Source organism: Vibrio sp. 1CM8B, assembly GCF_023161685.1.
Lineage (GTDB): Bacteria > Pseudomonadota > Gammaproteobacteria > Enterobacterales > Vibrionaceae > Vibrio > Vibrio coralliirubri.
Genome location: NZ_JALNTU010000012.1, coordinates 102,156 through 128,599, shown reverse-complemented (window position 1 = coordinate 128,599; position 26,444 = coordinate 102,156). Strand labels below are relative to the sequence as shown.

Sequence of the window (26,444 nt, the reverse complement as noted above, 5' to 3'; positions counted from 1 at the left end):
ACCTTTTCCCCCCAGGGTTTATCAAGTACACTTTCGCTGTCTTTTTCTGCAATTATTGAGTGACTATGCTTCAGAATCCACTGCAGGTTCGTCTAGAAAAGTTAGAACCTTGGCAACAAATTACCTTTATGGCGTGTCTATGTGAGCGTATGTACCCTAACTATGCCATGTTTTGTGAGAATACAGAATTTGCGGAAGCTCGAATCTATCGTGATGTTTTGGATAGCATTTGGGAAATCCTGACGGTTAAAACAGCAAAGGTGAACTTTGAGCGTCAACTTGAGAAGGTTGAAGAGCTATTCCCTAGCGGTGATGATTTTGATTTTTATGGTGTTTACCCAGCAATGGACGCATGCCAAGGCCTAGCAACGCTAATTCATGGTCTGCTTGACCGTGAACATATGTTGGAAGCGGTAATTAAAGTGAGTCAACAATCGGTGAAGACGGTTGCTGAGCTTGAGTTTGCTCAAGGCGCTGAAGAAGTGACGAACGAAAACCAGAAAGAAAACGAAGCGGTGTGTGAAGAGTGGGACGTTCAGTGGGCCATTTTCCGACCTCTACGTGAAACGACTGAGCGTGACTTAGAGCTGATCAAGGACCTACGCCACGAACTGCGTGAAGACCCAGTCAGTAACATTGGTGTTGCGCTATAATTCGCAATTGCACCAAGGTACGAATAAAAACAAAGGCTCCCTAGGGAGCCTTTGTTGTATCTGACGGTATCAAATTTAGATTAAGCGTCTTTTTTGTCTTCGTTCTGCACTTTGTCTTTTGATGCCTTATCTTTTGATGCGTCGTCATCCGTTGATTTTGCATCTGAAGAGTCGTTGTCTGCTGGAGTTTCTTCCTCTAGCTCGTCCTCGTCATCGCGGTTTTCGATAACGCCGTGTGTCTCTTTCCACTTTTCCCAGCGTTGGAACGCCAGTTCTTGCATGTCAGTCGTCTTGTCCGCTTCATCGACAATCTCTTCGCCTACTAGGTGCTCAAAGATGTCTTCTAGGGTGATGATGCCCTGAATAGTGCCGTATTCGTCCACAACTAAAGACAGTTGCAGGCGGTTTGCCATCATCTGGTCAAAGGCCTTAGCCAAGCCCATGTTGTTCAGCAATACATGGATAGGGCGCATTACCTCACCCAGAGCTTTTTCGCCACAACCGGCTTGCTGCAATCTAAACAGCTCTAAGCGGTGAACAAAACCGATGATGTTGTCACTCTGCTCGCTGTAAACCAGCGGACGTGAGAATGGCGTGTCTTTATGTTGCTCTAGGAACGTATTCACACTCATTTCCGCATCAACACGGAATACCACTGGGCGCGGCGTCATTACCTGAGTCACGGGTACATCTTGAATACCCAGTAGGTTGCTCAGGATTTTTGATTCGCCTTCTGCAAACTCGCCACTCTCTTTTGCCAAAATTGCCATTGCAGATAGCTCATCACGCATTTTTGGTGCTTGGTGACCACGAGCAAGACGTTTGGTGATCTGTTCTGAGAACCAGACAAACGGTGTTAGGAAGAACACCATCCAACGCAGTACGCTTGCCGAAGCAGGAGCAAGTTGACGCCAGTAGGTTGCACCAATGGTCTTTGGAACAATCTCAGACAAAACTAAGATACCCAGCGTTAGCACGGCAGAGAAGACACCTAACCATTGGCTACCAAAAACGACAGCCGCTTGTGCACCTGCTGTCGCAGCACCGATAGTATGCGCGATGGTGTTGAGCGTTAAAATTGACGCAAGCGGGCGGTCAATATCTGTTTTCAGTTTGTCTAAAGACTCTGCTGCAGGGTGCCCATTTTGTTTTAGTTGAGCAATGTAGCTCGGACTAATACTCAAAAGTACAGCTTCCAAAACAGAACAAATGAAAGAAACTCCAATAGCAATGGAGACATAAATAGTTAGCAGCAGCATGTTTGCCCTTAAATTAAATTGTACGCTTTAGCAGCGATTCAGCGTGGATTATAGTGAAAAAGTAGTAGCTAGGTCATCATTAATTTTGCCCTCAGCCCCTTTTAAACAAGGGCTTGCTTAATAAAATCAGTAACAAATTGTGAGTTATTACTCATATTATGGCTAAAACTACGGCATTAGAGCTAAAGATCGACGACAAACCTTTGCCAGATGGGGCATTTATGTTTTAGAGTGAATTGAATTCAAAAATACAAAGAAGGGAAACCTAAAATGAACAAGACTCAATTAATCGACTTTATTGCTGAAAAAGCGGACCTTTCTAAAGCACAAGCTAAAGCTGCTCTAGAAGCGACTCTTGGCGGTGTTACAGATGCTCTTAAAGATGGCGATCAAGTTCAGCTAATTGGTTTTGGTACTTTTAAAGTAAACCACCGTGCAGCTCGCACTGGTCGTAACCCAAAAACTGGTGATGAGATCCAAATCGCTGCTGCAAATGTTCCAGCATTTGTTGCAGGTAAAGCGCTGAAAGATTCAGTGAAATAATCTAAACTGTACCGAGGTAGTCGTATTCCACCTCGGTACAGGTTTTTATGAAAAAAGCATTTCTTCTCGTTTCACTATTATCTACATTTCTTATTGGCTGTTCTTCAACAAGCCCTCGCAAAAACCTAGAGCAATTTGAAACTCATACCGGCGGCCAAGTCATGGGCGACGCGACAAGTTTCTACTGGGTTACAAACAAGCTGACACAACCTCATACTTCAGCTGACTACGTCACTGTCGGCGATTACGGCTGGTACCAAACTGATTATGCTTGGTCAGAAGGCGTGCTTCGTGAATTCATTCGTGAAGGCGAGCAGCGTAACTCTTCTAATGAGCTGGTTCCTTATCGAGTCCATGTGCGTTTCAATAAGTCAGGCGAAGCTGTGTATCAACAGTATCGTATTGATAGCAAAATCTTACCTATCCAAGCTAAGCAACTCGAAAACTACCAGAAAGAAGCTAAGTCGGTTCTAGAGACTACGATGAAGCAAAATGACGAAGGGCTCAGACTAGTTCAGGGTTACTGGGATGGCAGTTCTTTTAAGACGTGCGCTGGTGGTGAATTTGATCGTATTGAATTTAACCAGACCTTACCAAGCTTCGTGATCGACCGATTGGCATCTGTGGAAAGCTATGCGGCGTTTCTTGGCAGTGATTCACTGGGTAAGATGAGCGTGGAAGAGTTACTGATGCTGGCTGAAGACAGCCATGATTGTGTCGTTAGGCCATCATTATTGAAAGAATAGCGAGTAATCAAAGGGTTGAGAGTATTTGGCCTACTGTAGGCCTGGTGCTGATTTGTCTGTACAGGCGTAGATTCCTAGAAAGATTGAGTAATAAAAAAGGCGCCTATCGAGGCGCCTTTTGCTGTTATTTGCTTACTGTCATTTGTTTACTGTTATGGAAAGTAAGCGAGTAACAAGATTGATTACTGCTCTTGCTCGCGCGCAATCGCACGGTAACCAATGTCATTGCGGTGGAACATACCATTCCAGCTAACTTGCTTCGTCAACGCGTAAGCGCGCTCTTGAGCTTCAGAAACCGTGTTACCCAGTGCCGTTGCACAAAGTACACGACCACCGTTTGTCACCACATCGCCAGCTTCGTTATTTGTCGTACCCGCGTGGAAAATCTTTTGGCCTTCAACTTCGCTTGTTGGTAGTGAAATAACGTCACCTTTTGCGTAGTCACCAGGGTAACCGCCAGCCGCAAGAACAACACCGATAGAAGCGCGTGGATCCCACTTTGATTCTGCTTCGTCTAGTTTCTCGTCGATAGCCATTAGGCAAAGTTCAACAAGGTCTGACTCCATACGCATCATGATAGGTTGCGTTTCTGGATCGCCGAAGCGGCAGTTGTATTCGATAACTTTAGGTGTGCCGTCAGCATCGATCATTAGGCCTGCGTAAAGGAAACCTGTGTAAGGTGCGCCTTCTGCGTCCATACCACGTACCGTTGGGTAGATAACTTCCTCAAGGATACGGTTGTGGATTTCAGGCGTCACAACTGGAGCTGGAGAGTAAGCACCCATACCGCCAGTATTAGGACCCGTGTCTTTGTCGCCAACACGTTTGTGATCTTGGCTGGTGGCCATAGGAAGAACACTAGAACCGTCAACCATTACGATGAAGCTTGCTTCTTCGCCTTCAAGAAACTCTTCGATAACCACGCGGCTGCCAGCTTCGCCAAATGCGTTGCCCGCTAGCATGTCTTTGATTGCGTCTTCAGCTTCTTCAAGGGTCATCGCAACGATAACGCCTTTACCCGCCGCAAGACCGTCAGCTTTTACTACGATTGGAGCGCCTTGCTCACGTACGTAAGCGATAGCTGGCTCAATCTCAGTGAAGTTTGCGTAGTAACCTGTTGGGATGTCATGACGAGCTAGGAAATCTTTAGTGAATGCTTTCGAACCTTCAAGCTGTGCTGCCGCTTGAGTTGGACCAAAGATAGGAAGACCCACTTCGCGGAATGCGTCAACCACACCAATAACTAATGGCGCTTCAGGGCCAACGATAGTCAGTTCGATTTTTTTCTCTTGAGCAAACGCGACTAAACCAGCGATGTCTTCAACGCCGATGTTTACGTTTTCAAGTTTCGGCTCAAGTGCAGTACCTGCGTTACCTGGAGCGATGAATACTGTTTCAACGTTTGGGTTCTGTGCTGCTTTCCAACCCAAAGCATGTTCTCTACCGCCAGCACCGATGATTAAAACTCGCATTGTAAAATCCTTAATCTCAAATATCTAAATATTTAAAAAAACAAAGTTATAAGTCTTGCTCAAAGTAGTTGGTGATGTGGCTAGGCAGCAATTGAGCCCATCCCCGGGAGCATAGTCCGCTATGTGACCGGGGTGGGCGAAAGCAGCTAACGACGCCACAGTGCCAAATACGAAGAGGAAATTAGTGGCGGAAGTGACGCATGCCTGTAAAGATCATCGCCATGCCGTGTTCGTCTGCTGCTGCAATAACTTCGTCATCACGCATAGAGCCGCCCGGTTGGATAACACACTTGATGCCAGCTTCTGCTGCCGCGTCGATACCGTCACGGAATGGGAAGAACGCGTCAGATGCCATTACACAACCTTCAACCTGTAGACCTTCGTCTGCAGCTTTGATGCCTGCGATTTTCGCCGAGTAAACGCGGCTCATTTGACCAGCGCCTACACCAATCGTCATATCGCCTTTCGAGTAAACGATAGCGTTAGATTTAACGTACTTCGCTACTTTCCAGCAGAATAGAGCATCTTTTAGCTCTTCAGCTGTAGGTTGGCGCTTAGAAACCACTTTAAGGTCATCTTCAGACACCATGCCTTGGTCGCGGTCTTGAACTAGCAAACCACCGTTAACGCGTTTCACGTCAAAGCCAGTTGTCTTCGTCGTCCACTCACCACACTCAAGTAGGCGAAGGTTTTTCTTAGCCGCTACGATTGCTACTGCTTCAGCAGAAACTGATGGTGCAATGATAACTTCAACGAATTGACGCTCAGTGATAGCCGTTGCTGTTGCAGCGTCTAGCTCACGGTTGAAAGCGATGATGCCGCCAAATGCAGACGTTGGGTCTGTTTTGAATGCACGGTCGTAAGCTTCTAGGATATCTTCACCTAGTGCTACACCACATGGGTTAGCGTGCTTAACAATTACACATGCTGGCTGGTCGAACTCTTTCACACACTCAAGTGCTGCGTCAGTGTCAGCGATGTTGTTGTAAGAAAGGGCTTTACCTTGAATTTGGCGAGCAGTAGAAACAGATGCTTCTTCAGGGTTTGCTTCAACGTAGAATGCTGCTGCTTGGTGGCTGTTCTCACCGTAGCGCATGTCTTGTTTTTTCTCGAACTGTTGGTTGAACGTACGAGGGAATTTAGACTCTTCGTCTCCTTCCTTGTTCTCGCCGTAGCTAGGAACCATAGTGCCGAAGTAGTTTGCGATCATGCCGTCGTAAGAAGCGGTGTGCTCGAATGCTGCGATAGCGAGGTCGAAGCGAGTCTCTAGCGTTAGAGATTGCTCGTTCGCGTCCATTTCAGCCACAACACGCTCGTAGTCGTGTGCGTTAACAACGATAGTCACGTCTTTGTGGTTTTTAGCAGCAGAGCGAACCATTGTTGGACCGCCGATGTCGATGTTCTCAACAGCGTCAGCAAGGGTACAACCTTCTTTAGCAACGGTTTCTGCGAATGGGTATAGGTTTACAACAACCATATCGATAGGGTTGATACCGTGAGTTTCCATCACGTCATCATCTTGACCACGACGGCCTAGAACACCACCATGAACTTTTGGGTGCAGAGTCTTAACACGGCCATCCATCATTTCTGGGAAACCAGTGTAGTCAGATACTTCTGTAACAGAGATGCCTTTTTCAGCAAGCAGGCGAGCAGTGCCACCGGTAGATAGGATATCTACACCACGGTTAGCAAGAGCTTGTGCAAATTCAACGATACCAGTTTTGTCTGATACGCTGATTAGAGCGCGGCGAATTGGACGAGCGTTATTCATGCTTCCATCTTCCTCAAATTCATGGGGTTAAAATAAAGATATTTGCCAAAAAAGAACTTGTTTCTATCTTCTTAGCGTGGATTATCTTAGATACCAGTAAGAGATAAAATATTGGCCAGTTTTGGTAAAGACCTTTTGGGTTAGTCTTATGATTAAGCTATAAGATAACCAACTCCAAATTTGATGGCGCAGATTCTAACTAATTTATTACAAAAAAGCTCGCGCAATCGTTTGGCATCTCAAAATTAATTATGAAAAGTGCCATTTCAGCCTGAAAAGTAACGATAAGGTTAATTGTGGAATGGACGAAACAGTAGGAAAAAACATGTTTCAGATCGGTGAATTAGCGAAGCGATGCGGTGTGACAGCCGATACCTTGCGATTTTATGAGAAGAATAACCTGATCGCGCCAGCCAGTCGCAGTGAGTCGGGCTATCGCCTATATGATGAAAATAACCAGAAACAGGTGACCTTTATTCTCAAATCTAAAGCGTTGGGGCTGAGTTTGGACGAGATTAAAGAATTGCTTGAGATTCGCCTCGAGGCCACACAGCACAGTTGCGCCGAAGTTAAGTCGATTACCTCAGCAAAATTAGAGATGATTGATGAGAAGATCACTGAGTTAACTAAGATTCGCACCGCACTTAAGAAGATTAATGATGCGTGTTGCGGCCACGTGGACGACGATGCAAGCCATTGTTCTATTCTGGCAGCCTTGGATTCCGCAAATGTCGACAAAGGGCGCTGTTGTCGCACAGGAGAGTAATCAGCCACCTATCACGGTTCGACAAGCCAAAAAAAAGCCAAACTCAACAATGAGCTTGGCTTTCAATTCAATAAATTACGAAAGAACGATTAGTTCATGCCGTATTTTTTAAGTTTCTTGCGAAGAGTACCGCGGTTAATACCCATCATGGTTGCTGCGCGAGTTTGGTTACCGCGAGTGTACTGCATGATAGTGTCTAGTAGTGGCTGTTCAACTTCAGCTAATACTAATTCGTATAACTCGCTGACTTCTTGACCGTTTAATTGAGCAAGGTAATTTTTCAATGATGCTTTAACTGAGTCACGTAGTGGCTTCTGCGTGATTTGGTCTTGTGATGTAACTGTAGTTACTGTCAATGCTTCTGAAGTCAGATTTTGTTCGAACATATTCGGTCTAGCTCTTCTCGTAATTATGGTGCAACGTTATCAAAAAAACCTTCTAGCGCTTCAAGCTGCAGATCACCTGCTTCGAATGCGTTGAAGGTACGGCGAAACTCACTCGCTTGTTCATGTTCTTTTAGATACCAACCCACATGCTTACGAGCGATGCGAGGGCCTAAAAACTCTCCATAAAATTCATGTAGAGCGTGCACATGACCAAGCATGATGTCTTTCACTTCCGAAATCGGGAGTGGGTCCATCGTGGTGCCGTTTTCCAAATAGTGTAGGATTTCGTTAAAAATCCAAGGACGTCCTTGGGCAGGTCGACCTATCATTAAAGCATCAGCGCCGGTGTACTCCAGCACAAACTTCGCTTTTTCCGGACTATCGATATCACCGTTAGCGATAACCGGAATAGATACTGCTTGTTTCGCTGCTTTAATGTGTTTGTATTCTGCCTCACCTTTGTACATACAAGCGCGAGTTCTTCCATGGAGCGCAAGAGCTTGTATGCCGCAGTCTTCGGCTATTTTCGCGATTTGGACACAGTTTCTATTGTCTGTATCCCAGCCCGTGCGCGTTTTCAACGTTACTGGAACGTCGACAGCATTTACCACCGCTTTCAGAATGTCTTCAATGAGTTCTGGATGCTGTAGTAAGGCTGAGCCCGCAAGCTTCTTATTCACTTTTTTGGCTGGACAACCCATGTTGATATCGATGATTTGCGCACCGTTATCGACATTAAATTGAGCAGCCTCGGCCATAAGCTGTGGATCTGCACCAGCGATTTGTACTGAACGAATGCCCGATTCGCCTTCATGTACCATGCGCTGCTGAGACTTTGACGTTTTCCAAACTTTCGGATTGGAGGACATCATTTCACTGACTGCCATCCCCGCACCGTAGCGAAGACACAACTCACGGAATGGTCTATCCGTTACGCCAGCCATAGGAGCGACGATTAGATTGTTCTTAAGTTGATAATTTCCGATTTTCAAAAAATGTCATCACAGTTCTGTACCAGCAAGGGCGCGCATTTTACGCATTTTTTCGCTGCGTGAAAAGACTAATATTTGAGCATTTACAATTTGTTTTTGTAATTTGTTTAAATTTCAGTCAATTAGCGCCCAAAGTCTTGTCTAGCCTTGCTTGCGACCTGAGATTCGACACCATTCTTGTTGTTCGATGATCGGATCAATGTGAAGCTCATCACGATAATAAGTCGCAACATCTTCTGCTTGTGTATCTAAAACACCCGACATCGCAAGTACACCATTTGGCTTAACTAGGCCTTTGATGATGCCAGAAAGGTCACGTAATGGACCCGCAAGAATGTTGGCTACAACAACGTCTGCTAGCAAACCTTCCGGTTGATCTTGTGGCAAGAACACCTCGAGTTGCTCAGCAACGCCATTGCGTTGTGCGTTGTCTTTTGATGCAAGCAGAGCTTGAGGATCAATGTCGATCCCGATAACTTTTGCCGCGCCTAGTTTGATCGCAGCGATCGCTAGGATGCCTGAGCCACAACCGAAGTCGATCACGGTTTTGCCTGCAAGGTCTAAGCCTTCAAGCCACTCAAGACACAATGCCGTTGTCGGGTGAGTACCTGTACCAAATGCAAGGCCTGGGTCTAGCATTACGTTAACAGCGTCAGGTTCAGGGATATCGCGCCAGCTAGGGCAGATCCATAAACGCTCACCAAACTTCATTGGGTGGAAGTTGTCCATCCATTCACGTTCCCAATCCTTGTCTTCAATTTGCTCTACTTTATGAGCAAAGTCTGCAGGGAACATGTTGCTTGCTTTAATCTGCGCTAGAACGACACCAGTATCAGTCTCAGCGTCGTAAAGCGCGAGAATGTCAGTATCACCCCAAAGGCGAGTTTCGCCCGGCAGAGGCTCAAATACAGGGGTATCTTGTGCATCCAGGAAAGTTACAGAAAGAGCACCAGTCTCTTCCATTAACATGTCGCCGATTTGTTCGGCATTTTCATTGGTAGCATTAAGCTTGATTTGAATCCAAGGCATGGCTGCATCTTCTATATGAGAAAAATTGGATGGCGAGTCTAGCAGAAAATATGAGCAAATTCACCAAAACCCCACGGAATATAATGGGGATTAAAGATTGAGTTTTTCGGCGGCTAAAAAACAAAAATGCCCACCGAAGTGAGCATTTGACTGTTCTTACACGAACGGATTATGACAAACCAAGTTTCTTCTCAAGGTAGTGGATGTTTGCACCACCGTGTTGGAAGTTTTCGTCGTTCATAATAGACAGTTGAAGCTCGGTATTAACGTTAATACCTTCAACAATCATTTCACCCAATGCGTTCTTCATACGAGCGATAGCAACATCACGGTTCTCACCGTAAGTGATCAGCTTACCAATCATTGAATCGTAGTGTGGTGGTACTGTGTAACCCGTGTAGATGTGAGATTCCCAACGTACGCCCATGCCGCCCGGTGCGTGGAAACGTTCAATCTTACCTGGTGAAGGTAGGAAACGAACTGGATCTTCAGCATTGATACGACATTCGATTGAGTGGCCGCGCAGCTTAATGTCATCCTGAGTGAATGATAGAGGCTGACCAGCTGCAATACGTAGCTGTTCTTTCACTAGGTCGATACCCGTTACCATTTCAGTAATCGTGTGTTCAACCTGGATACGAGTGTTCATCTCGATGAAGTAGAACTCACCGTTCTCGTATAGGAATTCAAATGTACCTGCACCGCGGTAACCGATCTCGATACATGCACGAGTACAGCGTTCGCCGATGTACTTACGCATCTCTTCAGTGATACCTGGAGCTGGCGCTTCTTCCACAACTTTCTGGTGACGACGCTGCATTGAACAGTCACGTTCACCTAGGTGGATAGCATTGCCTTGGCCATCTGCAAGCACTTGTACTTCAATGTGACGTGGGTTTTCTAGGAATTTCTCCATGTAAACCATGTCGTTGTTGAAACATGCTTTTGCTTCAGCACGAGTCATCGCGATAGCTTCTGTTAGTTCTGCTTCAGAACGAACAACACGCATACCACGACCGCCGCCGCCGCCAGAAGCCTTGATGATAACTGGGAAGCCAATGCGCTTAGCGTGCGCTTTGTTTTTTGCTTCGTCGTCGTCAAGAGGGCCGTCAGAACCTGGTACACAAGGTACGCCAGCTTTTTTCATTGACGTGATAGCTGACACTTTGTCACCCATCATGCGAATGGTTTCAGCTTTAGGGCCAACAAAGATAAAGCCACTGCGCTCTACCTGTTCTGCAAAGTCTGCATTTTCAGATAGGAAGCCGTAGCCAGGGTGAACAGCTACTGCACCTGTCACTTCAGCTGCGCTGATGATACGAGGGATGTTTAGGTAGCTATCGATACCACGAGCTGGACCGATACAAATGGTTTCGTCTGCAAGCAGTACGTGCTTAAGGTCACGGTCAGCTGTTGAGTGAACCGCTACCGTTTTAATACCAAGCTCTTTACATGCACGCAGAATACGCAGTGCAATCTCACCACGGTTCGCGATTACTAATTTATCTAACATAATGAGTGCTCTCTATTATTCGATAATTACTAGAGCTTGGTCGAATTCTACTGGTTGACCGTCTTCAACTAGGATAGCTGTTACAACACCAGATTTATCAGCTTCGATTTGGTTCATCATTTTCATTGCTTCAACGATACATAGCGTTTCGCCAGCAGTTACAGATTGACCAACTTTAACGAATGGTTTTGCGTCTGGGCTTGGAGCGCCGTAGAAAGTACCAACCATTGGAGAAAGAACTTGGTGACCAGCTGGAACTGCAGGAGCCGCTGCTTCTGCTGCCACAGGTACCGCCGCAGGAGCTGCTGCCGCTACAGGTGCTGGCGCAGCTGCATATTGAACAGGTGCTACAGGTGCAGTGCTGTTACGACTGATTCGTACTGACTCTTCACCTTCAGAGATTTCTAGCTCAGAAATACCAGACTCTTCAACCAATTCGATTAGCTTTTTGATTTTGCGAATATCCATTGTTTCTTTCTCTTTATCTGTTAATTGAACTTACTCTATGACTGAGTAGGTTAGTAATAGTTCGTTGTTTATGTTTACTTTGAGTTGAGCTTGCTGAGCGCAGCGGTCAAAGCAAATTGATAACCTTGGGCACCTAAGCCACAAATCACACCTTCTGCTTTATCAGATAGGTAAGAGTGGTGACGGAATGGTTCACGTGCGTGAACATTCGATAGATGAACCTCAATAAACGGGATGGCAACGCCAAGTAGTGCATCACGCAGTGCCACACTGGTATGTGTAAAGGCTGCTGGGTTGATAATAATAAAATCAACATTTTGATACGCACTATGGATCGCTTCAATCAGTTCATACTCACGATTTGACTGTAAGTGAGATAGCTCAACATCGTGTGCTTTCGCTTGCTCGGTCAGTGAGCTAATAATCTGGTCAAGTGTTTGAGAACCGTAATGTGCAGGCTCTCTAAGGCCTAACAGGTTAAGGTTTGGGCCATTTAAAACTAGAATGCGAAACTTTGTAGACATCGTGGGGCTATCTTCCTTTATCGTGTTTACGAACGTGAATGTTGCCATTTTATTGAAAATTTGCGGTTAATTTCTAGTGAGAAAAACCCAAATTTAAAAATTAGAACCAGATTATAGCTAATTCAGCGCAAATCGCAGCAATTTACTGGTCTAATCTCCTATTGATACAGCTTGGAATTGTTACCAACTTAACAAAAAAGCGTCTTAGCCTTAATTTGGGGCGGGATATTTGAGATCAAGATCAGCCATAAAAAAACCGCCACATAGGTGACGGTTTAGAAATTGCTGTTTTAAACAGTGATTAGCTGCTGTGACTGGTTGCTTATGCCAGTTCTGCTTTCTCGGCAATCAGCTTATCAACCACGCTTGGGTCGGCCAGTGTCGAGGTATCACCTAGGTTACCTGTATCGCCAGTCGCGATTTTACGCAGGATACGACGCATGATTTTACCCGAACGAGTTTTTGGTAGAGAGTCGGTCCAGTGCAATACATCTGGCGTTGCAATTGGGCCAATCTCTTTACGTACCCAGTCTTTCACTTCTTTATGAAGCTCTGCAGTTGGGAACTCACCATCATTCAGCGTGATGTAAGCGTAAATCGCTTGGCCTTTAATATCATGAGGGATACCCACAATCGCTGCTTCTGCAATCTTATCGAACGCGACTAGAGCCGATTCAATCTCAGCAGTACCCATACGGTGACCTGATACGTTAAGCACGTCATCGACACGCCCCGTAATCCAGTAGTAGCCGTCTTCATCACGACGAGCGCCGTCACTGGTGAAGTACATGCCTTTAAAGGTCGAGAAGTAAGTCTGTTCGAAGCGGTCATGATCGCCATGAACGGTACGCATTTGGCCTGGCCAAGAATCAAGAATCACTAGGTTGCCGTCTGTTGCACCCTCAATGATGTTACCCATGTTATCAACCAGCGCCGGTTGCACACCGAAGAATGGACGAGTTGCAGAGCCCGGTTTCAGGTCTGTTGCGCCTGGTAGCGGTGCAATCAAGATACCGCCCGTTTCTGTTTGCCACCATGTATCAACAATTGGAGATTGCTCATTACCGATTGTTTTGTAATACCACTCCCACGCCTCTGGGTTGATAGGTTCACCCACTGAGCCCATGATTCTTAGGCTGTCACGAGAAGTACCTTCAACGGCTTCATTGCCTTTCGCCATCAATGCACGAATAGCCGTTGGCGCCGTATAAAGAATATTAACTTGGTGCTTATCGACCACTTCGCTCATGCGGCTGGTGTTCGGGTAATTTGGCACGCCTTCAAACAGAATCGTTTTTGCGCCATTAGCAAGCGGCCCGTAAACAAGGTATGTGTGACCGGTAATCCAACCCACATCGGCTGTACACCAGAAAGTCTCGCCTTCTTGGTAATCGAATACGTATTTGAAGGTCATCGCTGCATAAACAAGGTAGCCACCTGTAGTATGCATAACGCCTTTAGGTTTACCTGTTGAGCCTGACGTATAAAGGATAAATAGTGGATCTTCTGCGTTCATCTCTTCTGGTGGGCAATCTGCAGATACGTTAGCAATAGCATCGTGCCACCACACATCGCGGTGTTCGTGCCATGCAACATCACCGCCAGTGCGTTTGAATACCACAACCTTCTCGATGTTTTTCACTTCAGGGTTCGTCAGTGCTTCATCAACATTCTTCTTCAGTGGCACCGCACGGCCGCCACGCACGCCTTCATCGGCAGTGATAACGACTTTAGAGTTTGAATCGATAATACGACCAGACAGTGCTTCTGGTGAGAAACCACCAAATACGACTGTGTGAACCGCCCCGATACGGGTACACGCCAGCATAGCTACTGCCGCTTCTGGCACCATTGGCATGTATAAACAAACCACATCACCTTTGCGCACGCCTTGCTCTTTTAGAGCATTCGAAAACAGGCACACTTCTTTGTACAGTTCATTAAAAGTTAGAGTTTTGTCATCTGCCGGGTCATCGCCTTCCCAGATGATAGCGACTTCATCACCGCGCTCAGCAAGGTGGCGGTCGATACAGTTAGCCGAAACGTTAAGCGTGCCATCTTCAAACCAGCGAATATCAATGTGGCCAGGATCGAAAGAGGTGTTTTTGACCTGTGTGAAAGGCTTGATCCAATCAACGATTTTTCCGTGTTCACCCCAAAAACCTTCAGGGTCAGAAACAGATTGCTGGTACATGGCTAGGTAAGTGTCATTATCCGCGTGTGTGGTTGATTTAATATTTTCTTTTACCGGATAAACGTGGGCTTCACTCATTGCATCTCTCCTTGTGCCTACATTCCTAATGAACTGGCAACTTCCTTTGTGTTCAGTTTCTAGGTCTATTACAGAACCGTCTGTGTGTTATCACTCTCGGCTAGGACGGCGATTTCCACAATTAGACTTTAGGATGAGACGCTGCTTTTCACTTACAAAATAGCGAGTTAAGTTCATTTTTGAGATGTTGCTCTTTATGTGAAGCGCCAGTGGTTGAATTAAGAATAAGAAGAGTTGAAACGGGGCAGGTCACCATGTTTCAGGCGAACAAAGATCAGCGCAGCGGAGATAGCGTCTTGTAATGCATCATGTTTATTGACCGGGATGGGTAAATCGAGCTGGCGACAGATGGCGTCCATGCTGAGATCAAAATAGGCATTGGGCAGCTGTCTTTCGAGTTTGTCTTGATAGAGTTGGCTCACTTCGACTAATCGGTTAGGCAGTGGAAATCCAAGCTGTTTTAAACAGGCGCGGTCGAGAATTTTTTTATCATAGCGGATGTGATAGCCGACTAAAGGACGATTTCCAATGAAGTTCAGTAGCTCGATTAAAGCCTGTTTTTCTTCGATGCCGTGCTTTAGATCTTGGTGACGAATGCGGTGGATTTTTATTGAATTGCAATCGAGCGATTGTGGGGCGCGCAATCGGACTTCAAAAGGTTGGCTGGTAATGATTCGATTGCCGATGATCTTGGTCGCGGCAATGGTGACTAATTCAGCCTGATTGGGGTCTAGGCTGGTGGTTTCACAATCGAGCGATACATATTCATGATCAATAGGCGCAGTAAACAAAGGCTGATACAGAGAGCCTTTGAGTTTGTGATGCCAGTAATAGAGAATCAACCTATTCATCGTTCAATCGCCTAATCCCGTATCTGATAGTGGTAGCCGAGCCATTGCTTGAATTTCTTCACCACGTGCAGGCTATGACGAAGCAGATCTCTGTCTGCTCGCTCCATCAGTTTAACGTTGATCTTGTTGCTGCTGTGCTGCTGAGAAAGTCTTTGGGCTAAGCGCCACTTAAAGAATTGCTTGAGTGCTTCACTGAGATTATCGGCAGTACTTTGCTCAAGCACTTTCTTGCTAACCAGTTGCTCAATGCGTTCGAAGGTGTTGTTTACGGTGACACCATGCTCTAGGCAAAGCGCTCTCACACCATGCACGATAGGGAAAATACCGCCTTGTTTGATATCGAGCCCTGACTTGGATTGCTTCACATTACCAAACAGGGTCAGGGGAACTGAGAAGTTAAGGGCAGGGCGGCAGAACTCCGTCAGAATCAATTCTTGTCCGAGCATTAAATCACTGAGGTGCTGCTTTACAGGTTTTAATAACTCTCTATTACCCGCTACTGCGTGTGCATCTGCCATGATCGCAATATCCATCACGGTGTCTGGCGTAGCTTTTTTTACCCAATGGGTAAGGGTTTGTTTCCACTCTTGTTCTGAATGCACCCATTTCGGATTGTTGACCATCACGTTGCCCGGGCACAGTGGGTAACCCAATTGTTGAAGGGTATGAGTGAGGTCGTTCATGGCACTTTGGCATTGATGCCACTCCAAGCCATCTTGAATTATTAGCGCGTTGTCTTGATCGGTTTTGAGAATTTGTTCCCCACGGCCTTCGGAACCCAACACGATTAGGCAGCAATGATTATGCAGTGCAGGTGGGATCACCAACTCAAAAGCCTTCTCTATGATCTGTTCGTTGACCGCAGAAATCAGCTCCATGATAAAGCGTGTGCGAATCCCATTACTGAGCAAGCTCTCGACCAGTTGACGTTGTTTGTTGGATGCCATTGCCAATTCTTCAACGCTGGTGGCGCGCGCAATACGCAAAGTAAGAACGTGGGAGTGTGTGGAGAATGCACTGAGAATCTGTGTCATATCCACCATGCCGACCGCATTTCTACCATCACAAACCATCAACCTTTTTACTCGATTTCTGGTCATGGTAATCATGGCGTTAAATAAGAAATCGCCTTGGTTCACGTGCATCACCGGAAACGTTGCGATCTCACCGACAGGCGCATCCAGTGGGAAATTATCGAGCATCACAGCATGCAATAAATTGGTTCGAGTGACGATTCCATACGGTAAGGAACATGATGATCCAAAAGCTTTTGGATCATCATGTTCCAAATGGACTAGGGCCGAGTCTAACCCTTGTTCTTTAAGGGTTTGAGTGACTTGGTTGATAGGTTGGTTTGGTTCAAGTATCAGTGGTGGGTGATAGATAGAGTCATCCACTTTGGTCAATATAAACTCGGCAAGGTTCTGTTGCTGCTGGGCGGCTTCTATCAAAGCTTTTCGTGTTGATAGGTTGCTATCAAAGTAGGCCGCGAATTGGCCATTGGCGTGGTAAAGCTCAAGAAAAATCTCGGTGGGCAGCAGATAACTTAATGTATCTTCGAGTGCGATATATTGGTGTTTGGTGTGAGGTTCAAACTGGCTGCGGACATCAAAAATATCGTCATTGGCATAGTGTGCGTAAATCTCGCCATCACTGCTCGCGCGCTCTTCAACTGCCCCTTTGATCAAAATATGCAGGTGTCGGCTCGGCCTTTCAGCTTCCAGTATCACTTCTTGAGAACGGTAATAGACCACGTCTAATGAAGAGCGCAGCTTCAACTGCTCAGAGTCAGACAGGCTATCGAAGGGTGGGTGCTGCATATTAAATTTGTCAGGCATAAGCATCACAAGAAGAAATGGGAGTCTTTAATCAGTCTGACAAAATACCAGCGAAGCTCCAGACGACTTTAGTCTAAATGCGAGTGTGGGGATTGATGAGCGTGAAATCTCTTGTTGAAATGCGATACCCAGACCCATTGAATATGGGAATACTATCCCAGTAATAATTCCCTTTTTCATCGTATGCGAGATAGGCATAATTGGTGCTGCCTTTTTCCGCACACTTTATAGGTCATTTATGTTTAGCCCTTCACCCTATGGCTGGATCTCTCAGTATTTTCTTGGTTTCTTTTTTGCGTATGGCGTGTATTTGCCATTTTGGGCGTTGTGGTTTGAAGACCAAGGCGTGTCTGCTGGTGATATTGGCGTATTGATTGGTATCGGCTTTGCGACTCGTTGTGTGGCTAACCTAGTGATTACGCCGCGTATCCATAAAGTGGAACACTTGATGCCAGCGCTACGCTGTTTGAGTTTCGCTGCGCTGCTGTTTGTCGGTTTCCACTTCTTCACCGGTGGCAGCTTTATACTGATGTTGTTGGCAACGGTACTGTTTAACCTCTGTTGTGGGCCGATCATTCCTCTTTCTGATGCGATGGCTAACCATTACAGTCGTTTGAAAATGCTCGACTACGGCCGAACTCGTCTTTGGGGTTCAATTGCCTTTATCGCAGGTTCAACGGTTGTTGGCTATTTGGTGGCACAATTTGGCACTGACATGATTTTGTATACTGCACTTGCGGGCGTGTTGTTGTCATTGATTCTGGCGATGAGAAATCCTAACGTGATGCCAGTAACGCAATCTGAGCAACAAGCGGCGCGACCAAAACTAGGTGAGCTGCTGCGTGAGTCGTCAGTGGTAAAATTTTTAGCCTTGATGGCGCTGCTGCAAGGCAGTCATGCGGCTTACTACAGTTTTAGTGCGATTTATTGGAAAGAAGCGGGTCACTCAGAAGCGATCATCGGTTACTTGTGGAGCCTAGGTGTTGTTGCTGAGGTGGCAGTATTTGCTCTGAGTAAGCGATTATTCTCAGGCTGGTCACTGCGTACTTTGTTTGTTGTCGCAGCTATTGGGGTGATGGCGCGTTGGGGTATTACCGCATCAACCACGGCGATTTTCGCTCTGGTTATGGTACAGCTACTGCACGGTGTGACCTTTGCCATGGCACACATCGCCGCGATTCAATACATCCAATCTGAAGAACAAAACAAGATGGTTGCGCTACAAGCCCTGTATAACGCGATTCCATTAGGTGCCTTTATTGCATTAATGACTACCTTAAGTGGTTGGGGTTATGAGCTTTGGGGCGCAAATATCTTCTGGGGTATGGCTGCAATGGGTGCACTTGCTCTGTTCATTAAGTTGGATGAAAGAAGTTCAGTGGTTGAGATTAATCAATCAGATTCGGAACAGTCAGAATCTCACAGCAAATGCTGATAATTAGAGTCTAAAGCACAGAATTTAAGCGATGCGATTGAGTTAATCACCCATCCTTAGTTAAATGAAACCTCTCCCTTATGGAGAGGTTTTTTTATGGATGAGAAAAGGGTTTTCAATGCAAGGATGGATAGTAATTCCAGTCTCTTTAGCCTACTTGGGCGTGTTATTTCTGATCGCTTGGTATGGAGACAGGCAGGTTCGTTGGCTATCGCGCTGGCGCCCGTGGATCTATAGCCTTTCGATTGCCGTGTATTGTACCTCTTGGACCTTCTATGGAACGGTCGGGCAGGCGAGCAATAACCCTTGGTCCTTTTTACCCATTTATCTCGCCCCGATTCTGGTCTTTACACTAGGCTGGCGGATCTTGGCGCGGCTGATCCTGATTGCGAAGCGGGAGCACATCACCTCCATTGCCGACTTTATCGCGGCTCGTTATGGAAAATCTCAGGGCTTAGCGGTGGCGGTGACGGTTATCGCCGTGGTCGGTATCCTTCCCTATATCGCTCTGCAACTACGTGGTATCACCATGGGGTTGGATATTGTTGCGCCCAACCTAGCGGCTGACTTTGGTTATCAGGACTATCACGTCTCTTGGTTTGTGGTCGGTGCTTTGGCCATTTTTACCATGTTGTTTGGTACTAGGCATATCGATAACACAGAACATCACCGTGGCATGATGATGGCGGTGGCGTTTGAATCCATCGTTAAGCTCGCGGCATTCCTGATCGTTGGCCTGTTCATCATGTATCTGGCGATGAGCAGCGACAAAATCGACCTGCTTGATGTGGCGGCTTCCACCTACGAATCACCCAATATTCCGACCTTAATTATTCATACCGTTTTGACCATGTTGGCGATTGTCTGTTTGCCACGCCAGTTCCATACCATGGTGGTAGAGAACGAACGTCCTCAAGACCTGCATACCGCTCGCTGGTTGTTTCCGCTTTACCTGATTTTGATGGGACTGTTCGTGCTGCCAATTGCTTGGGCAGGACAAGGGCTACTTACTGGCATGCCAGCGGATACCTATGTGATCAGTGTGCCAATGGCAGAAGGTGCGAATCACATTGCCTTGCTGGCTTTTCTTGGTGGTACGTCTGCGGCAAGTGGTATGGTGATAGTGTCGACCATCGCCTTGGCGATCATGGTGTCGAACGATTTAGTGATGCCACTGTTGCTGCGTCGCATGCGTTTAACCCAAAGAACCCATCGACACTTTTCTGGTCTGTTATTGGTGATTCGCCGTGGGCTAATTTTACTGCTGTTGCTGGGTGCTTGGCTGTTTTATCAGGCGCTCGATACCATTCATTCACTGTCAGCGATTGGCTTTCTTTCTTTTGCTGCGATTGCTCAATTCGCGCCAGCACTTATTGGTGGTTTGTACTGGCGCCCGGGTAACCGCAAGGGTGTGTATGTCGGCTTAATGGTGGGCTCGTTGATTTGGCTTATCACCCTAATGAGCCAAACCAGCATGTTGGCGGGCGATAGTGAAAGTAACCTTTTACTGTGGATTATTACGCCGCCAGAGTTACTCAGCAGTTGGGATATCAGCAGCTCAAACTGGGGCATTGTGCTGAGTATCGTGCTCAATACCTTGTGTTATGCCGTGGTTTCGATGACGACCAGACCAAGCCTAAGTGAGCGCTTACAATCAGCGGCATTTGTTGGCACACCACTGCCTGAGAACGAGAATATCAGCCTCTACCAGAACCGTGTGACAGTCGCTGAATTAGAGATGTTGGCGTCGCGTTTTGTGGGCCGTAAGCGTGCGAAAAGTGCCTTACACAGCTATTGGCAACAACACGGGCAGCCGCTGCTTCCTAATCAACAAGCACCTGCCAGTCTGATTCGACACGCAGAGCGCGTGCTCGCAGGTGTATTTGGTGCTTCGTCTGCTAAGTTAGTACTTACTTCCGCTTTGCAGGGAAGAAACATGCAGCTTGAAGAAGTCGCGACCATCGTTGATGAAGCCTCGGAGCTTTACGACTTCAGCCGCGGTTTACTGCAAGGCGCGATTGAACATATTGGCCAAGGCATCGCAGTAATAGACAAACAGATGAGGCTGGTGGCGTGGAATCAACGTTACTTAGAGCTGTTTGAATTTCCTGCTGGCTTGATTCAGGTTGGACGACCCATTTCAGACGTGATTCGTCATAATGCCGAGCAAGGGTTGTGTGGCCCGGGCGACCCCGAAGATCACGTTCGTCGCCGTGTTTATCACCTTGAACAAGGCACTCGACACACCTCTTCTCGTATTCGTCCTGATGGCCGAGTAATTGAGGTGCAAGGTAACCCAATGCCAAGTGGTGGCTTTGTGATGAGCTTTACCGACATCACGGTATTCCGACAAGCAGAGCAAGCGCTAAAAGATGCCAATGAAAGCTTGGAGTCGAGAGTGCATGAGCGAACTCAAGAGCTCGAAAAACTCAATCATCGCTTGGTAAAAGCCACGCAGATTTCGGATCAAGAGTCACAATCTAAGAGTCGTTTTCTAGCCGCGGTAAGCCACGATTTGATGCAGCCGCTCAACGCCGCACGCTTGTTTGCTTCGTCACTGTCTGAGGTAGCAAAAGAGCAAGAGGTGAAGCAACTTTCATCTCACATCGAGAGTGCACTTGGTGCCGCAGAAGATTTGATTGGTGACTTGCTGGATATATCTCGATTGGAGTCAGGAAAGTTAGAAACCAACATTCACGCGATTGCCGTGCACGATGTGCTAACCAACTTAAATGCGGAATTTAGTGCCTTAGCGAGACAACAGAAAATTGAGTTTAAGATGATTCCGTCGTCATTGTTTATTCACTCAGACCCTAAGCTGTTAAGGCGTGTGATTCAGAACTTTTTGACCAATGCGTTCCGCTATAACCCGGAAGGGAAAGTGGTACTGGGTGCGAGAAGAGTGAATGGACAGGTTCGAATCGATGTGTGGGATAACGGAACCGGTATCGATGAAGACAAGCAACAAGAGATCTTTGAAGAGTTTACTCGTGGCAGCCAAGTGCGAGCCGATCAAGGATTGGGATTAGGGCTGGCTATCTCGAAAGGTATTGCTCATGTGCTTGGCCATCAAATTTCGATGCGTTCGTGGCCGGGGCAAGGCAGTGTCTTTTCCATCACCTTGGCTAGAGCGGAAAAAGTGGCTCCAGTTGTGCAAGCTTCGACGCCAATGGCGACCAGCGACATCGAACATCTCAAGATATTGTGTGTCGACAATGAACGAGAAATCTTAGTCGGTATGGAGAACCTGATTGGCCGCTGGGGCTGTGAGGTTAAGACGGCGGTTGATCTGGTCGAAAGCTTGCAGTGCCTAGATGAGGGTTGGCTGCCAGATGTGATCTTCTCTGATTACCGTTTAGATAATGGCAGAACGGGGCTCGAAGTCTTACAGCAGTGCCGCTTGCGCCTTGGTGATTCTTTTGAAGGGGTCATCATCAGTGCCGATAGAACCGATGACATGCTGGCAGCGATAAAGGCCAACAGCTTTAGCTTTATTGCCAAGCCAGTGAAACCGTTAAAACTCAGAGCGGTATTGAATCGCGTGAGTTAGTTTGGGTTAACAGGTTCGGATTAGTACGTTCGTGAGCGGATAGTGAAAAGGCCTCAGATGAGGCCTTTTTTGTCTTTGTTTTTTGCGAACGCCGATTCGCTTGTTAATTCAATAACTAACCAGCAATACCACCTTGCGTCAGTGTAGTTGGATCAAGCAGTTTGCTGAGCTCTTCTCGGCTAAGATCGGTTTCTCTTTCTGCTACATCCAGAATTGGTAGGCCTTCTTTATAAGCTTTCTTGGCAATATCAGCCGCCTTCAAGTAGCCAATCACAGGGTTAAGTGCGGTCACTAGGATTGGGTTCTTTGACAAGGCTAAATCGAGGTTATCTTGGCGCACAGTGAAGGTCGCGATGGCTTTGTCCGCTAAAGCGACTGAGCTGTTTGCCAGAAGTTCAATACTCTCTAAGACGTTATGAGCAATCACTGGCAGCATCACATTCAGTTGGAAGTTACCTGATTGTCCAGCTACGGTAATGGTGGTGTCGTTGCCAATGACTTGCGCCGCCGCCATAGCTGCAGCTTCTGGAATCACAGGATTTACCTTGCCAGGCATGATCGATGAGCCTGGCTGTAGAGCCTGTAATTCAATCTCGCCTAAGCCAGCCAACGGCCCAGAATTCATCCAACGAAGATCGTTTGAGATCTTCATGATCGCAACTGCTGCCGTTTTGAGCTGACCAGAAAGTGCAACGATCGCGTCTTGACTGCTGAGGTTAAAAAAGAAGTTTTCACTGGAGCTAAAACTGATCTTTGTTGATTGAGACAGGTTACTCGCAAACTTATCGGCAAAGCGTGGGTCAGCATTGATCCCTGTTCCAACCGCAGTACCACCTTGAGCTAAAGCCTTGATAGCGGGCAGGGTGCTCTCTATTGCTTGCTTAGCGTGTTCTATCTGAAATTTCCAACCACCTAGCTCTTGAGCAAAGGTCATTGGCATCGCATCCATTAGATGAGTGCGACCTGTCTTCACTACCTCCGCAAGCTCCTGTTGCTTGACAGTGAGTGCTTCCGCAAGGTGAGTTAATGCAGGTAACAGCTTATTTTCAGCCATCAAAGCAACGCTCACTTGAATTGCGGTTGGCACCACATCGTTACTGCTTTGGCCCATGTTGACGTGATCATTGGGATTCACGTCGCCTTGCAAGCTTCTTGAAGCAAGCGTAGCAATCACTTCGTTGGCATTCATGTTGGAGCTGGTGCCAGAACCGGTTTGGTAAACGTCGATCGGGAATTGATCGAGATGTTTACCTTCAATGATCTCTTGGCTGGCTTCGGCTATCGCGTTGGCAATATCACCCTCCAGTAGACCTAACTGAGCATTGGTATCTGCCGCTGCCTGTTTAATTAACGCCAGTGCTTGAATAAAACTGGTCGGCATCTTGTGCGAGCTAAACGCGAAGTTATCCTCTGCACGCTGAGTTTGTGCTTGGTATAGCGCATCGGCAGGGACTTTCACTTCGCCCATGCTGTCTTTTTCAATCCGAAATTGTAGGGTCATGTTCTATCCTTGTTAGCCAAGTGGGGCTTGGACTTGTTGTAGTGTTTGGCTGAGATTCAAAAAACGCGCTTGGCCTTGAGGTTGCTGGCAGTAGTGGCGCTTCAAATAAAATAGTGGTGAGTGAATAGAGTCTAGGCAGATATGACGAAAGGCGAAACTGCGCTCAGGCGACTCAATCGCTTCAATCAAATGAAAGAAAACTTGGCGTAGATACAGCTCGCACAACAAGATGTTTTCTTGAGCGGCATGCTTTTCATAGTAAGCCGAAAGCGTCAGTGCACATTCGATATACTCTCGAATTACAAACGGCTCATGGCCTTGAACTTGTTCTAATGAAGCAAAGCGATCCTGTGCTTTGTAAAACCTCGAATAGAGAACCTGCTGCTCTTTCATCATCATCTGCATCTCTTTATTGGATGTTAATGATAATTATTATCAAATGAGATTTTAAAAACAACCCTTTGTTTCTCTTTTTATAAAGCGAGCAGAAAAAGAAAAAGCCGATACACGAAGTATCGGCTTTCTGGAGTCAGTACCTAATCCCTACAATGTAAGCACTGATTCATTTTTTGCTAAACATCTTTGTTTAGTGGTCGTGAGCTTCACCTGCACCTTTCGGGTAACGGATGTTCTCAACCATATCTTGTACATCTTGTGGTACTTCAGCAGTTACTTTGTTTACCGCAATCGATACTACGAAGTTTAGACACATACCTAGCGTACCGATGCCTTCTGGGCTGATACCAAACCACCAGTTTTCAGGTGTGCTTGCTGCTGGGTTAATGAACTTGAAGTAGATGATGTAGCTTGCTGTGAAGGCAATACCTGACAACATACCTGCAATTGCGCCTTCCTTGTTCATCTTCTTGTAGAAGATACCTAGGATAATCGCTGGGAAGAAGGATGCTGCGGCTAAGCCGAAGGCAAACGCTACTACCTGTGCTACAAAGCCTGGTGGGTTAATACCTAAGTAACCGGCACCGACAATCGCGACCATGGCTGCTAGACGAGCGGCTAACAGCTCCTGCTTGTCGGTCATGTTTGGTCTGAAGCCTTTCTTCAACAAGTCATGTGAAATCGACGTTGAGATTACCAATAGTAGACCCGCGGCTGTTGATAGTGCGGCTGCTAGGCCACCGGCTGCAAGCAGTGCTACAACCCAGTTTGGTAGTTTCGCTAGCTCTGGAGAAGCTAGTACGATGATGTCACGGTTAATCTTCATCTCGTTGCGCTCATCGCCCGAGTAGAACATTTTGCCATCGCCGTTCTTATCTTCCCAACCTACTAGGCCAGTGCTTTCCCAGTTTTTGTACCAGCTCGGTGCGTCTGCTGCTGCGACACCTTGCATGTCTGGGCCGTTGATTGTTTCGATCATGTTTACACGAGCGAATGCTGCAACGCCTGGTGCTGTTGTATATAGCAATGAGATGAACAGTAGTGCCCAACCTGCTGAGATACGAGCATCACGTACTTTTGGTACTGTGAAGAAACGAATGATTACGTGTGGAAGACCCGCAGTACCGACCATTAGAGCCGCACAGATGAAGAATACATCTACCATGCTCTTGTTACCTTCGGTATAAGCGGTAAATCCGAGTTCTTCAGTCAGTCCATCCAGTTTATCAAGAAGGTAAACATCTGTGCCTGATAGCGTAGAGCCCATACCAACTTGTGGAAGTGGGTTACCTGTCATCATGATTGAGGTAAAGATTGCTGGAACAAGGAAGGCGAAAATGAGGACACAGAATTGAGCTACCTGCGTATAAGTGATGCCTTTCATGCCACCCAGTACTGCGTAGAAGAACACAATACCCATACCAATGATGATGCCTAGGTTAATATCAACTTCTAGGAAACGAGAGAATACAACGCCCACACCACGCATCTGGCCTGCAACGTACGTAAACGATACGAAGATTGCACAGAATACCGCTACCATACGTGCCGTTTTCGAGTAGTAACGCTCACCGATGAAATCAGGAACCGTAAACTGACCGAACTTACGTAGGTAAGGTGCTAAACATAGCGCAAGTAGTACATAACCACCTGTCCAACCCATTAGGTAAACCGCACCGTCATAACCAACGAATGAGATGATACCTGCCATTGAGATGAATGATGCTGCCGACATCCAGTCAGCGGCGGTCGCCATGCCATTTGCTACTGGGTGTACACCACCGCCAGCAACGTAGAACTCACTAGTAGACCCTGCACGAGCCCAGATTGCGATGCCGATATATACCGCGAAAGTAATACCGACGAGAATAAACGTCCAAGTTTGAATATCCATGTTCTAGCCTCTAGTCTTCCTGTACGTTGTATTTTTTGTCGAGCGCATTCATGCGGACAACGTAAATAAATATCAGCGCCACGAAGGTGTATATCGAACCTTGCTGAGCGAACCAAAATCCTAGCTTGAACCCGCCAAACTGAACGGTATTGAGGGCATCCACAAATAAGATGCCAGCGCCGTAAGACACTGCAAACCAAACCGCGAGCAGTGTTCCCATAATTCCCAAGTTTTCCTTCCAGTAGGCTTGAGCATGTTCCGTAGATTCGAACGCCATTGCCTTCTCCTTTATTCCGTTTTCGTAGAAACCGTTTTTGTAAATGGCCGTGTTAACGTAATGTTACGATTTAGAATGTAGCAAGGATAAGTAAAGGGATCTGTGCAACTTTAGTCGGGACACTATTAGCGCTAATTCACTGAAATATGGGCGTTGGAAGGCATAACCATAGAAAAATGTGATGTTACAATGTTGTTAAATTAGCCTAAGGTCTAACAAAAACGCATGAATTAGTATGCGAGTCATAAAATTTAACAACTAAATGACCGAGAAACGGTATTTAGTCCTGCATATGACACGAAGCG

Annotated in this window: 22 protein-coding genes; 6 read left to right on the top strand and 16 right to left on the bottom strand. The window is 46.6% G+C overall.

Translation table 11 applies throughout. The annotated features are described in order from the left end of the window. The first annotated feature begins 65 nt into the window (after positions 1-65). Complete coding sequence (locus tag MSG36_RS19380; protein ID WP_017062699.1) at positions 66-653, top strand: DUF416 family protein; 588 nt, start codon at positions 66-68, stop codon at positions 651-653. Positions 654-733: 80 nt separating this feature from the next. On the opposite strand, the gene MSG36_RS19375 is transcribed toward MSG36_RS19380, so the two are convergent. Beyond that, entirely contained in the window at positions 734-1,912 is a 1,179-nt protein-coding gene (locus MSG36_RS19375; protein ID WP_048612398.1) for a hemolysin family protein, read from the bottom strand. A gap of 270 nt (positions 1,913-2,182) precedes the next feature. On the opposite strand from MSG36_RS19375, the gene hupA reads away from it, so the two are divergent. Together hupA and MSG36_RS19365 are read left to right on the top strand one after the other, a co-directional pair. After that, positions 2,183-2,455, top strand: coding sequence for a nucleoid-associated protein HU-alpha (gene hupA / locus MSG36_RS19370; RefSeq protein WP_004729753.1), 273 nt, complete (start codon positions 2,183-2,185; stop codon positions 2,453-2,455). 47 nt (positions 2,456-2,502) lie between these two features. Continuing rightward, positions 2,503-3,201: a DUF1481 domain-containing protein gene (locus MSG36_RS19365; protein WP_048605466.1), complete on the top strand. Its 699-nt coding sequence runs from the start codon at positions 2,503-2,505 to the stop codon at positions 3,199-3,201. Positions 3,202-3,383: 182 nt separating this feature from the next. Here MSG36_RS19365 and purD read toward each other — a convergent pair whose 3' ends face one another. Continuing rightward, entirely contained in the window at positions 3,384-4,673 is a 1,290-nt protein-coding gene (purD, locus tag MSG36_RS19360; RefSeq protein WP_248369333.1) for a phosphoribosylamine--glycine ligase, read from the bottom strand. Between the two features lie 181 nt (positions 4,674-4,854). Beyond that, the gene (gene purH, locus MSG36_RS19355) at positions 4,855-6,447 is read right to left on the bottom strand and encodes a bifunctional phosphoribosylaminoimidazolecarboxamide formyltransferase/IMP cyclohydrolase (protein ID WP_050642902.1); all 1,593 of its coding nucleotides are present in this window, start codon (positions 6,445-6,447) and stop codon (positions 4,855-4,857) included. Positions 6,448-6,772: 325 nt separating this feature from the next. Here purH and zntR point away from each other — a divergent pair, with 325 nt between their 5' ends. Further along, positions 6,773-7,213 carry a Zn(2+)-responsive transcriptional regulator gene (gene zntR / locus MSG36_RS19350; RefSeq protein ID WP_048612394.1) on the top strand — a complete coding sequence of 147 codons (441 nt, stop codon included), beginning with the start codon at positions 6,773-6,775 and terminating at the stop codon, positions 7,211-7,213. Positions 7,214-7,302: 89 nt separating this feature from the next. On the opposite strand, the gene fis is transcribed toward zntR, so the two are convergent. The 9 genes from fis to MSG36_RS19305 form a co-directional block, all read right to left on the bottom strand. Further along, entirely contained in the window at positions 7,303-7,599 is a 297-nt protein-coding gene (gene fis / locus MSG36_RS19345; protein ID WP_004729744.1) for a DNA-binding transcriptional regulator Fis, read from the bottom strand. Between the two features lie 23 nt (positions 7,600-7,622). Beyond that, entirely contained in the window at positions 7,623-8,591 is a 969-nt protein-coding gene (gene dusB, locus MSG36_RS19340; protein WP_032546269.1) for a tRNA dihydrouridine synthase DusB, read from the bottom strand. A 141-nt stretch (positions 8,592-8,732) separates the two neighbouring features. Beyond that, on the bottom strand, positions 8,733-9,620 hold the full coding sequence (prmA, locus tag MSG36_RS19335; protein ID WP_017055901.1) for a 50S ribosomal protein L11 methyltransferase: 888 nt from the start codon (positions 9,618-9,620) through the stop codon (positions 8,733-8,735). 169 nt (positions 9,621-9,789) lie between these two features. Continuing rightward, positions 9,790-11,133 (bottom strand): acetyl-CoA carboxylase biotin carboxylase subunit, encoded by a 1,344-nt coding sequence (gene accC / locus MSG36_RS19330; protein ID WP_017062706.1) that lies wholly within the window; start codon positions 11,131-11,133, stop codon positions 9,790-9,792. 15 nt (positions 11,134-11,148) lie between these two features. Beyond that, positions 11,149-11,601 carry an acetyl-CoA carboxylase biotin carboxyl carrier protein gene (gene accB / locus MSG36_RS19325; protein WP_248369331.1) on the bottom strand — a complete coding sequence of 151 codons (453 nt, stop codon included), beginning with the start codon at positions 11,599-11,601 and terminating at the stop codon, positions 11,149-11,151. A 74-nt stretch (positions 11,602-11,675) separates the two neighbouring features. After that, positions 11,676-12,125, bottom strand: a complete 450-nt coding sequence (aroQ, locus tag MSG36_RS19320; RefSeq protein ID WP_010435475.1) for a type II 3-dehydroquinate dehydratase — start codon at positions 12,123-12,125, stop codon at positions 11,676-11,678. A gap of 322 nt (positions 12,126-12,447) precedes the next feature. Next, positions 12,448-14,397, bottom strand: coding sequence for an acetate--CoA ligase (gene acs, locus MSG36_RS19315; protein WP_248369329.1), 1,950 nt, complete (start codon positions 14,395-14,397; stop codon positions 12,448-12,450). A gap of 218 nt (positions 14,398-14,615) precedes the next feature. Beyond that, positions 14,616-15,248, bottom strand: coding sequence for a 3'-5' exonuclease (locus MSG36_RS19310; RefSeq protein ID WP_172380680.1), 633 nt, complete (start codon positions 15,246-15,248; stop codon positions 14,616-14,618). A gap of 11 nt (positions 15,249-15,259) precedes the next feature. Beyond that, on the bottom strand, positions 15,260-17,092 hold the full coding sequence (locus MSG36_RS19305; RefSeq protein ID WP_172380709.1) for a DUF294 nucleotidyltransferase-like domain-containing protein: 1,833 nt from the start codon (positions 17,090-17,092) through the stop codon (positions 15,260-15,262). A 232-nt stretch (positions 17,093-17,324) separates the two neighbouring features. On the opposite strand from MSG36_RS19305, the gene MSG36_RS19300 reads away from it, so the two are divergent. Both MSG36_RS19300 and MSG36_RS19295 read left to right on the top strand, forming a co-directional pair. After that, complete coding sequence (locus MSG36_RS19300) at positions 17,325-18,521, top strand: 3-phenylpropionate MFS transporter (RefSeq protein WP_017062710.1); 1,197 nt, start codon at positions 17,325-17,327, stop codon at positions 18,519-18,521. A gap of 118 nt (positions 18,522-18,639) precedes the next feature. Beyond that, a complete protein-coding gene (locus MSG36_RS19295; RefSeq protein ID WP_061039573.1) occupies positions 18,640-22,071 on the top strand; it encodes a PAS domain-containing hybrid sensor histidine kinase/response regulator in 3,432 nt (1,143 codons plus the stop codon). 115 nt (positions 22,072-22,186) lie between these two features. Here the strand turns inward: MSG36_RS19295 and MSG36_RS19290 are convergent, their stop codons facing one another. The 4 genes from MSG36_RS19290 to MSG36_RS19275 all read right to left on the bottom strand — a co-directional run bounded on the left by MSG36_RS19290 (position 22,187) and on the right by MSG36_RS19275 (position 26,139). Continuing rightward, positions 22,187-23,572, bottom strand: a complete 1,386-nt coding sequence (locus MSG36_RS19290) for a class II fumarate hydratase (protein ID WP_248369327.1) — start codon at positions 23,570-23,572, stop codon at positions 22,187-22,189. 12 nt (positions 23,573-23,584) lie between these two features. Beyond that, a complete protein-coding gene (locus MSG36_RS19285) occupies positions 23,585-23,971 on the bottom strand; it encodes a hypothetical protein (RefSeq protein WP_081090254.1) in 387 nt (128 codons plus the stop codon). A 187-nt stretch (positions 23,972-24,158) separates the two neighbouring features. Next, the gene (locus MSG36_RS19280) at positions 24,159-25,862 is read right to left on the bottom strand and encodes a sodium:solute symporter family protein (protein ID WP_017062715.1); all 1,704 of its coding nucleotides are present in this window, start codon (positions 25,860-25,862) and stop codon (positions 24,159-24,161) included. A 10-nt stretch (positions 25,863-25,872) separates the two neighbouring features. Further along, the gene (locus MSG36_RS19275) at positions 25,873-26,139 is read right to left on the bottom strand and encodes a DUF4212 domain-containing protein (RefSeq protein ID WP_010435433.1); all 267 of its coding nucleotides are present in this window, start codon (positions 26,137-26,139) and stop codon (positions 25,873-25,875) included. Positions 26,140-26,444 lie beyond the last annotated feature (305 nt).

Coding starts and splice junctions, on each gene's coding strand:
- MSG36_RS19305 (WP_172380709.1), bottom strand. CDS start 17,092: ATGCTTATGCCTGACAAATTTAATATGCAGCACCCACCCTTCGATAGC.
- acs (WP_248369329.1), bottom strand. CDS start 14,397: ATGAGTGAAGCCCACGTTTATCCGGTAAAAGAAAATATTAAATCAACC.
- prmA (WP_017055901.1), bottom strand. CDS start 9,620: ATGCCTTGGATTCAAATCAAGCTTAATGCTACCAATGAAAATGCCGAA.
- accB (WP_248369331.1), bottom strand. CDS start 11,601: ATGGATATTCGCAAAATCAAAAAGCTAATCGAATTGGTTGAAGAGTCT.
- MSG36_RS19380 (WP_017062699.1), top strand. CDS start 66: ATGCTTCAGAATCCACTGCAGGTTCGTCTAGAAAAGTTAGAACCTTGG.
- hupA (WP_004729753.1), top strand. CDS start 2,183: ATGAACAAGACTCAATTAATCGACTTTATTGCTGAAAAAGCGGACCTT.
- purH (WP_050642902.1), bottom strand. CDS start 6,447: ATGAATAACGCTCGTCCAATTCGCCGCGCTCTAATCAGCGTATCAGAC.
- MSG36_RS19295 (WP_061039573.1), top strand. CDS start 18,640: ATGCAAGGATGGATAGTAATTCCAGTCTCTTTAGCCTACTTGGGCGTG.
- MSG36_RS19280 (WP_017062715.1), bottom strand. CDS start 25,862: ATGGATATTCAAACTTGGACGTTTATTCTCGTCGGTATTACTTTCGCG.
- MSG36_RS19365 (WP_048605466.1), top strand. CDS start 2,503: ATGAAAAAAGCATTTCTTCTCGTTTCACTATTATCTACATTTCTTATT.
- MSG36_RS19275 (WP_010435433.1), bottom strand. CDS start 26,139: ATGGCGTTCGAATCTACGGAACATGCTCAAGCCTACTGGAAGGAAAAC.
- fis (WP_004729744.1), bottom strand. CDS start 7,599: ATGTTCGAACAAAATCTGACTTCAGAAGCATTGACAGTAACTACAGTT.
- MSG36_RS19285 (WP_081090254.1), bottom strand. CDS start 23,971: ATGATGATGAAAGAGCAGCAGGTTCTCTATTCGAGGTTTTACAAAGCA.
- accC (WP_017062706.1), bottom strand. CDS start 11,133: ATGTTAGATAAATTAGTAATCGCGAACCGTGGTGAGATTGCACTGCGT.
- MSG36_RS19375 (WP_048612398.1), bottom strand. CDS start 1,912: ATGCTGCTGCTAACTATTTATGTCTCCATTGCTATTGGAGTTTCTTTC.
- MSG36_RS19290 (WP_248369327.1), bottom strand. CDS start 23,572: ATGACCCTACAATTTCGGATTGAAAAAGACAGCATGGGCGAAGTGAAA.
- purD (WP_248369333.1), bottom strand. CDS start 4,673: ATGCGAGTTTTAATCATCGGTGCTGGCGGTAGAGAACATGCTTTGGGT.
- MSG36_RS19300 (WP_017062710.1), top strand. CDS start 17,325: ATGTTTAGCCCTTCACCCTATGGCTGGATCTCTCAGTATTTTCTTGGT.
- MSG36_RS19310 (WP_172380680.1), bottom strand. CDS start 15,248: ATGAATAGGTTGATTCTCTATTACTGGCATCACAAACTCAAAGGCTCT.
- aroQ (WP_010435475.1), bottom strand. CDS start 12,125: ATGTCTACAAAGTTTCGCATTCTAGTTTTAAATGGCCCAAACCTTAAC.
- zntR (WP_048612394.1), top strand. CDS start 6,773: ATGTTTCAGATCGGTGAATTAGCGAAGCGATGCGGTGTGACAGCCGAT.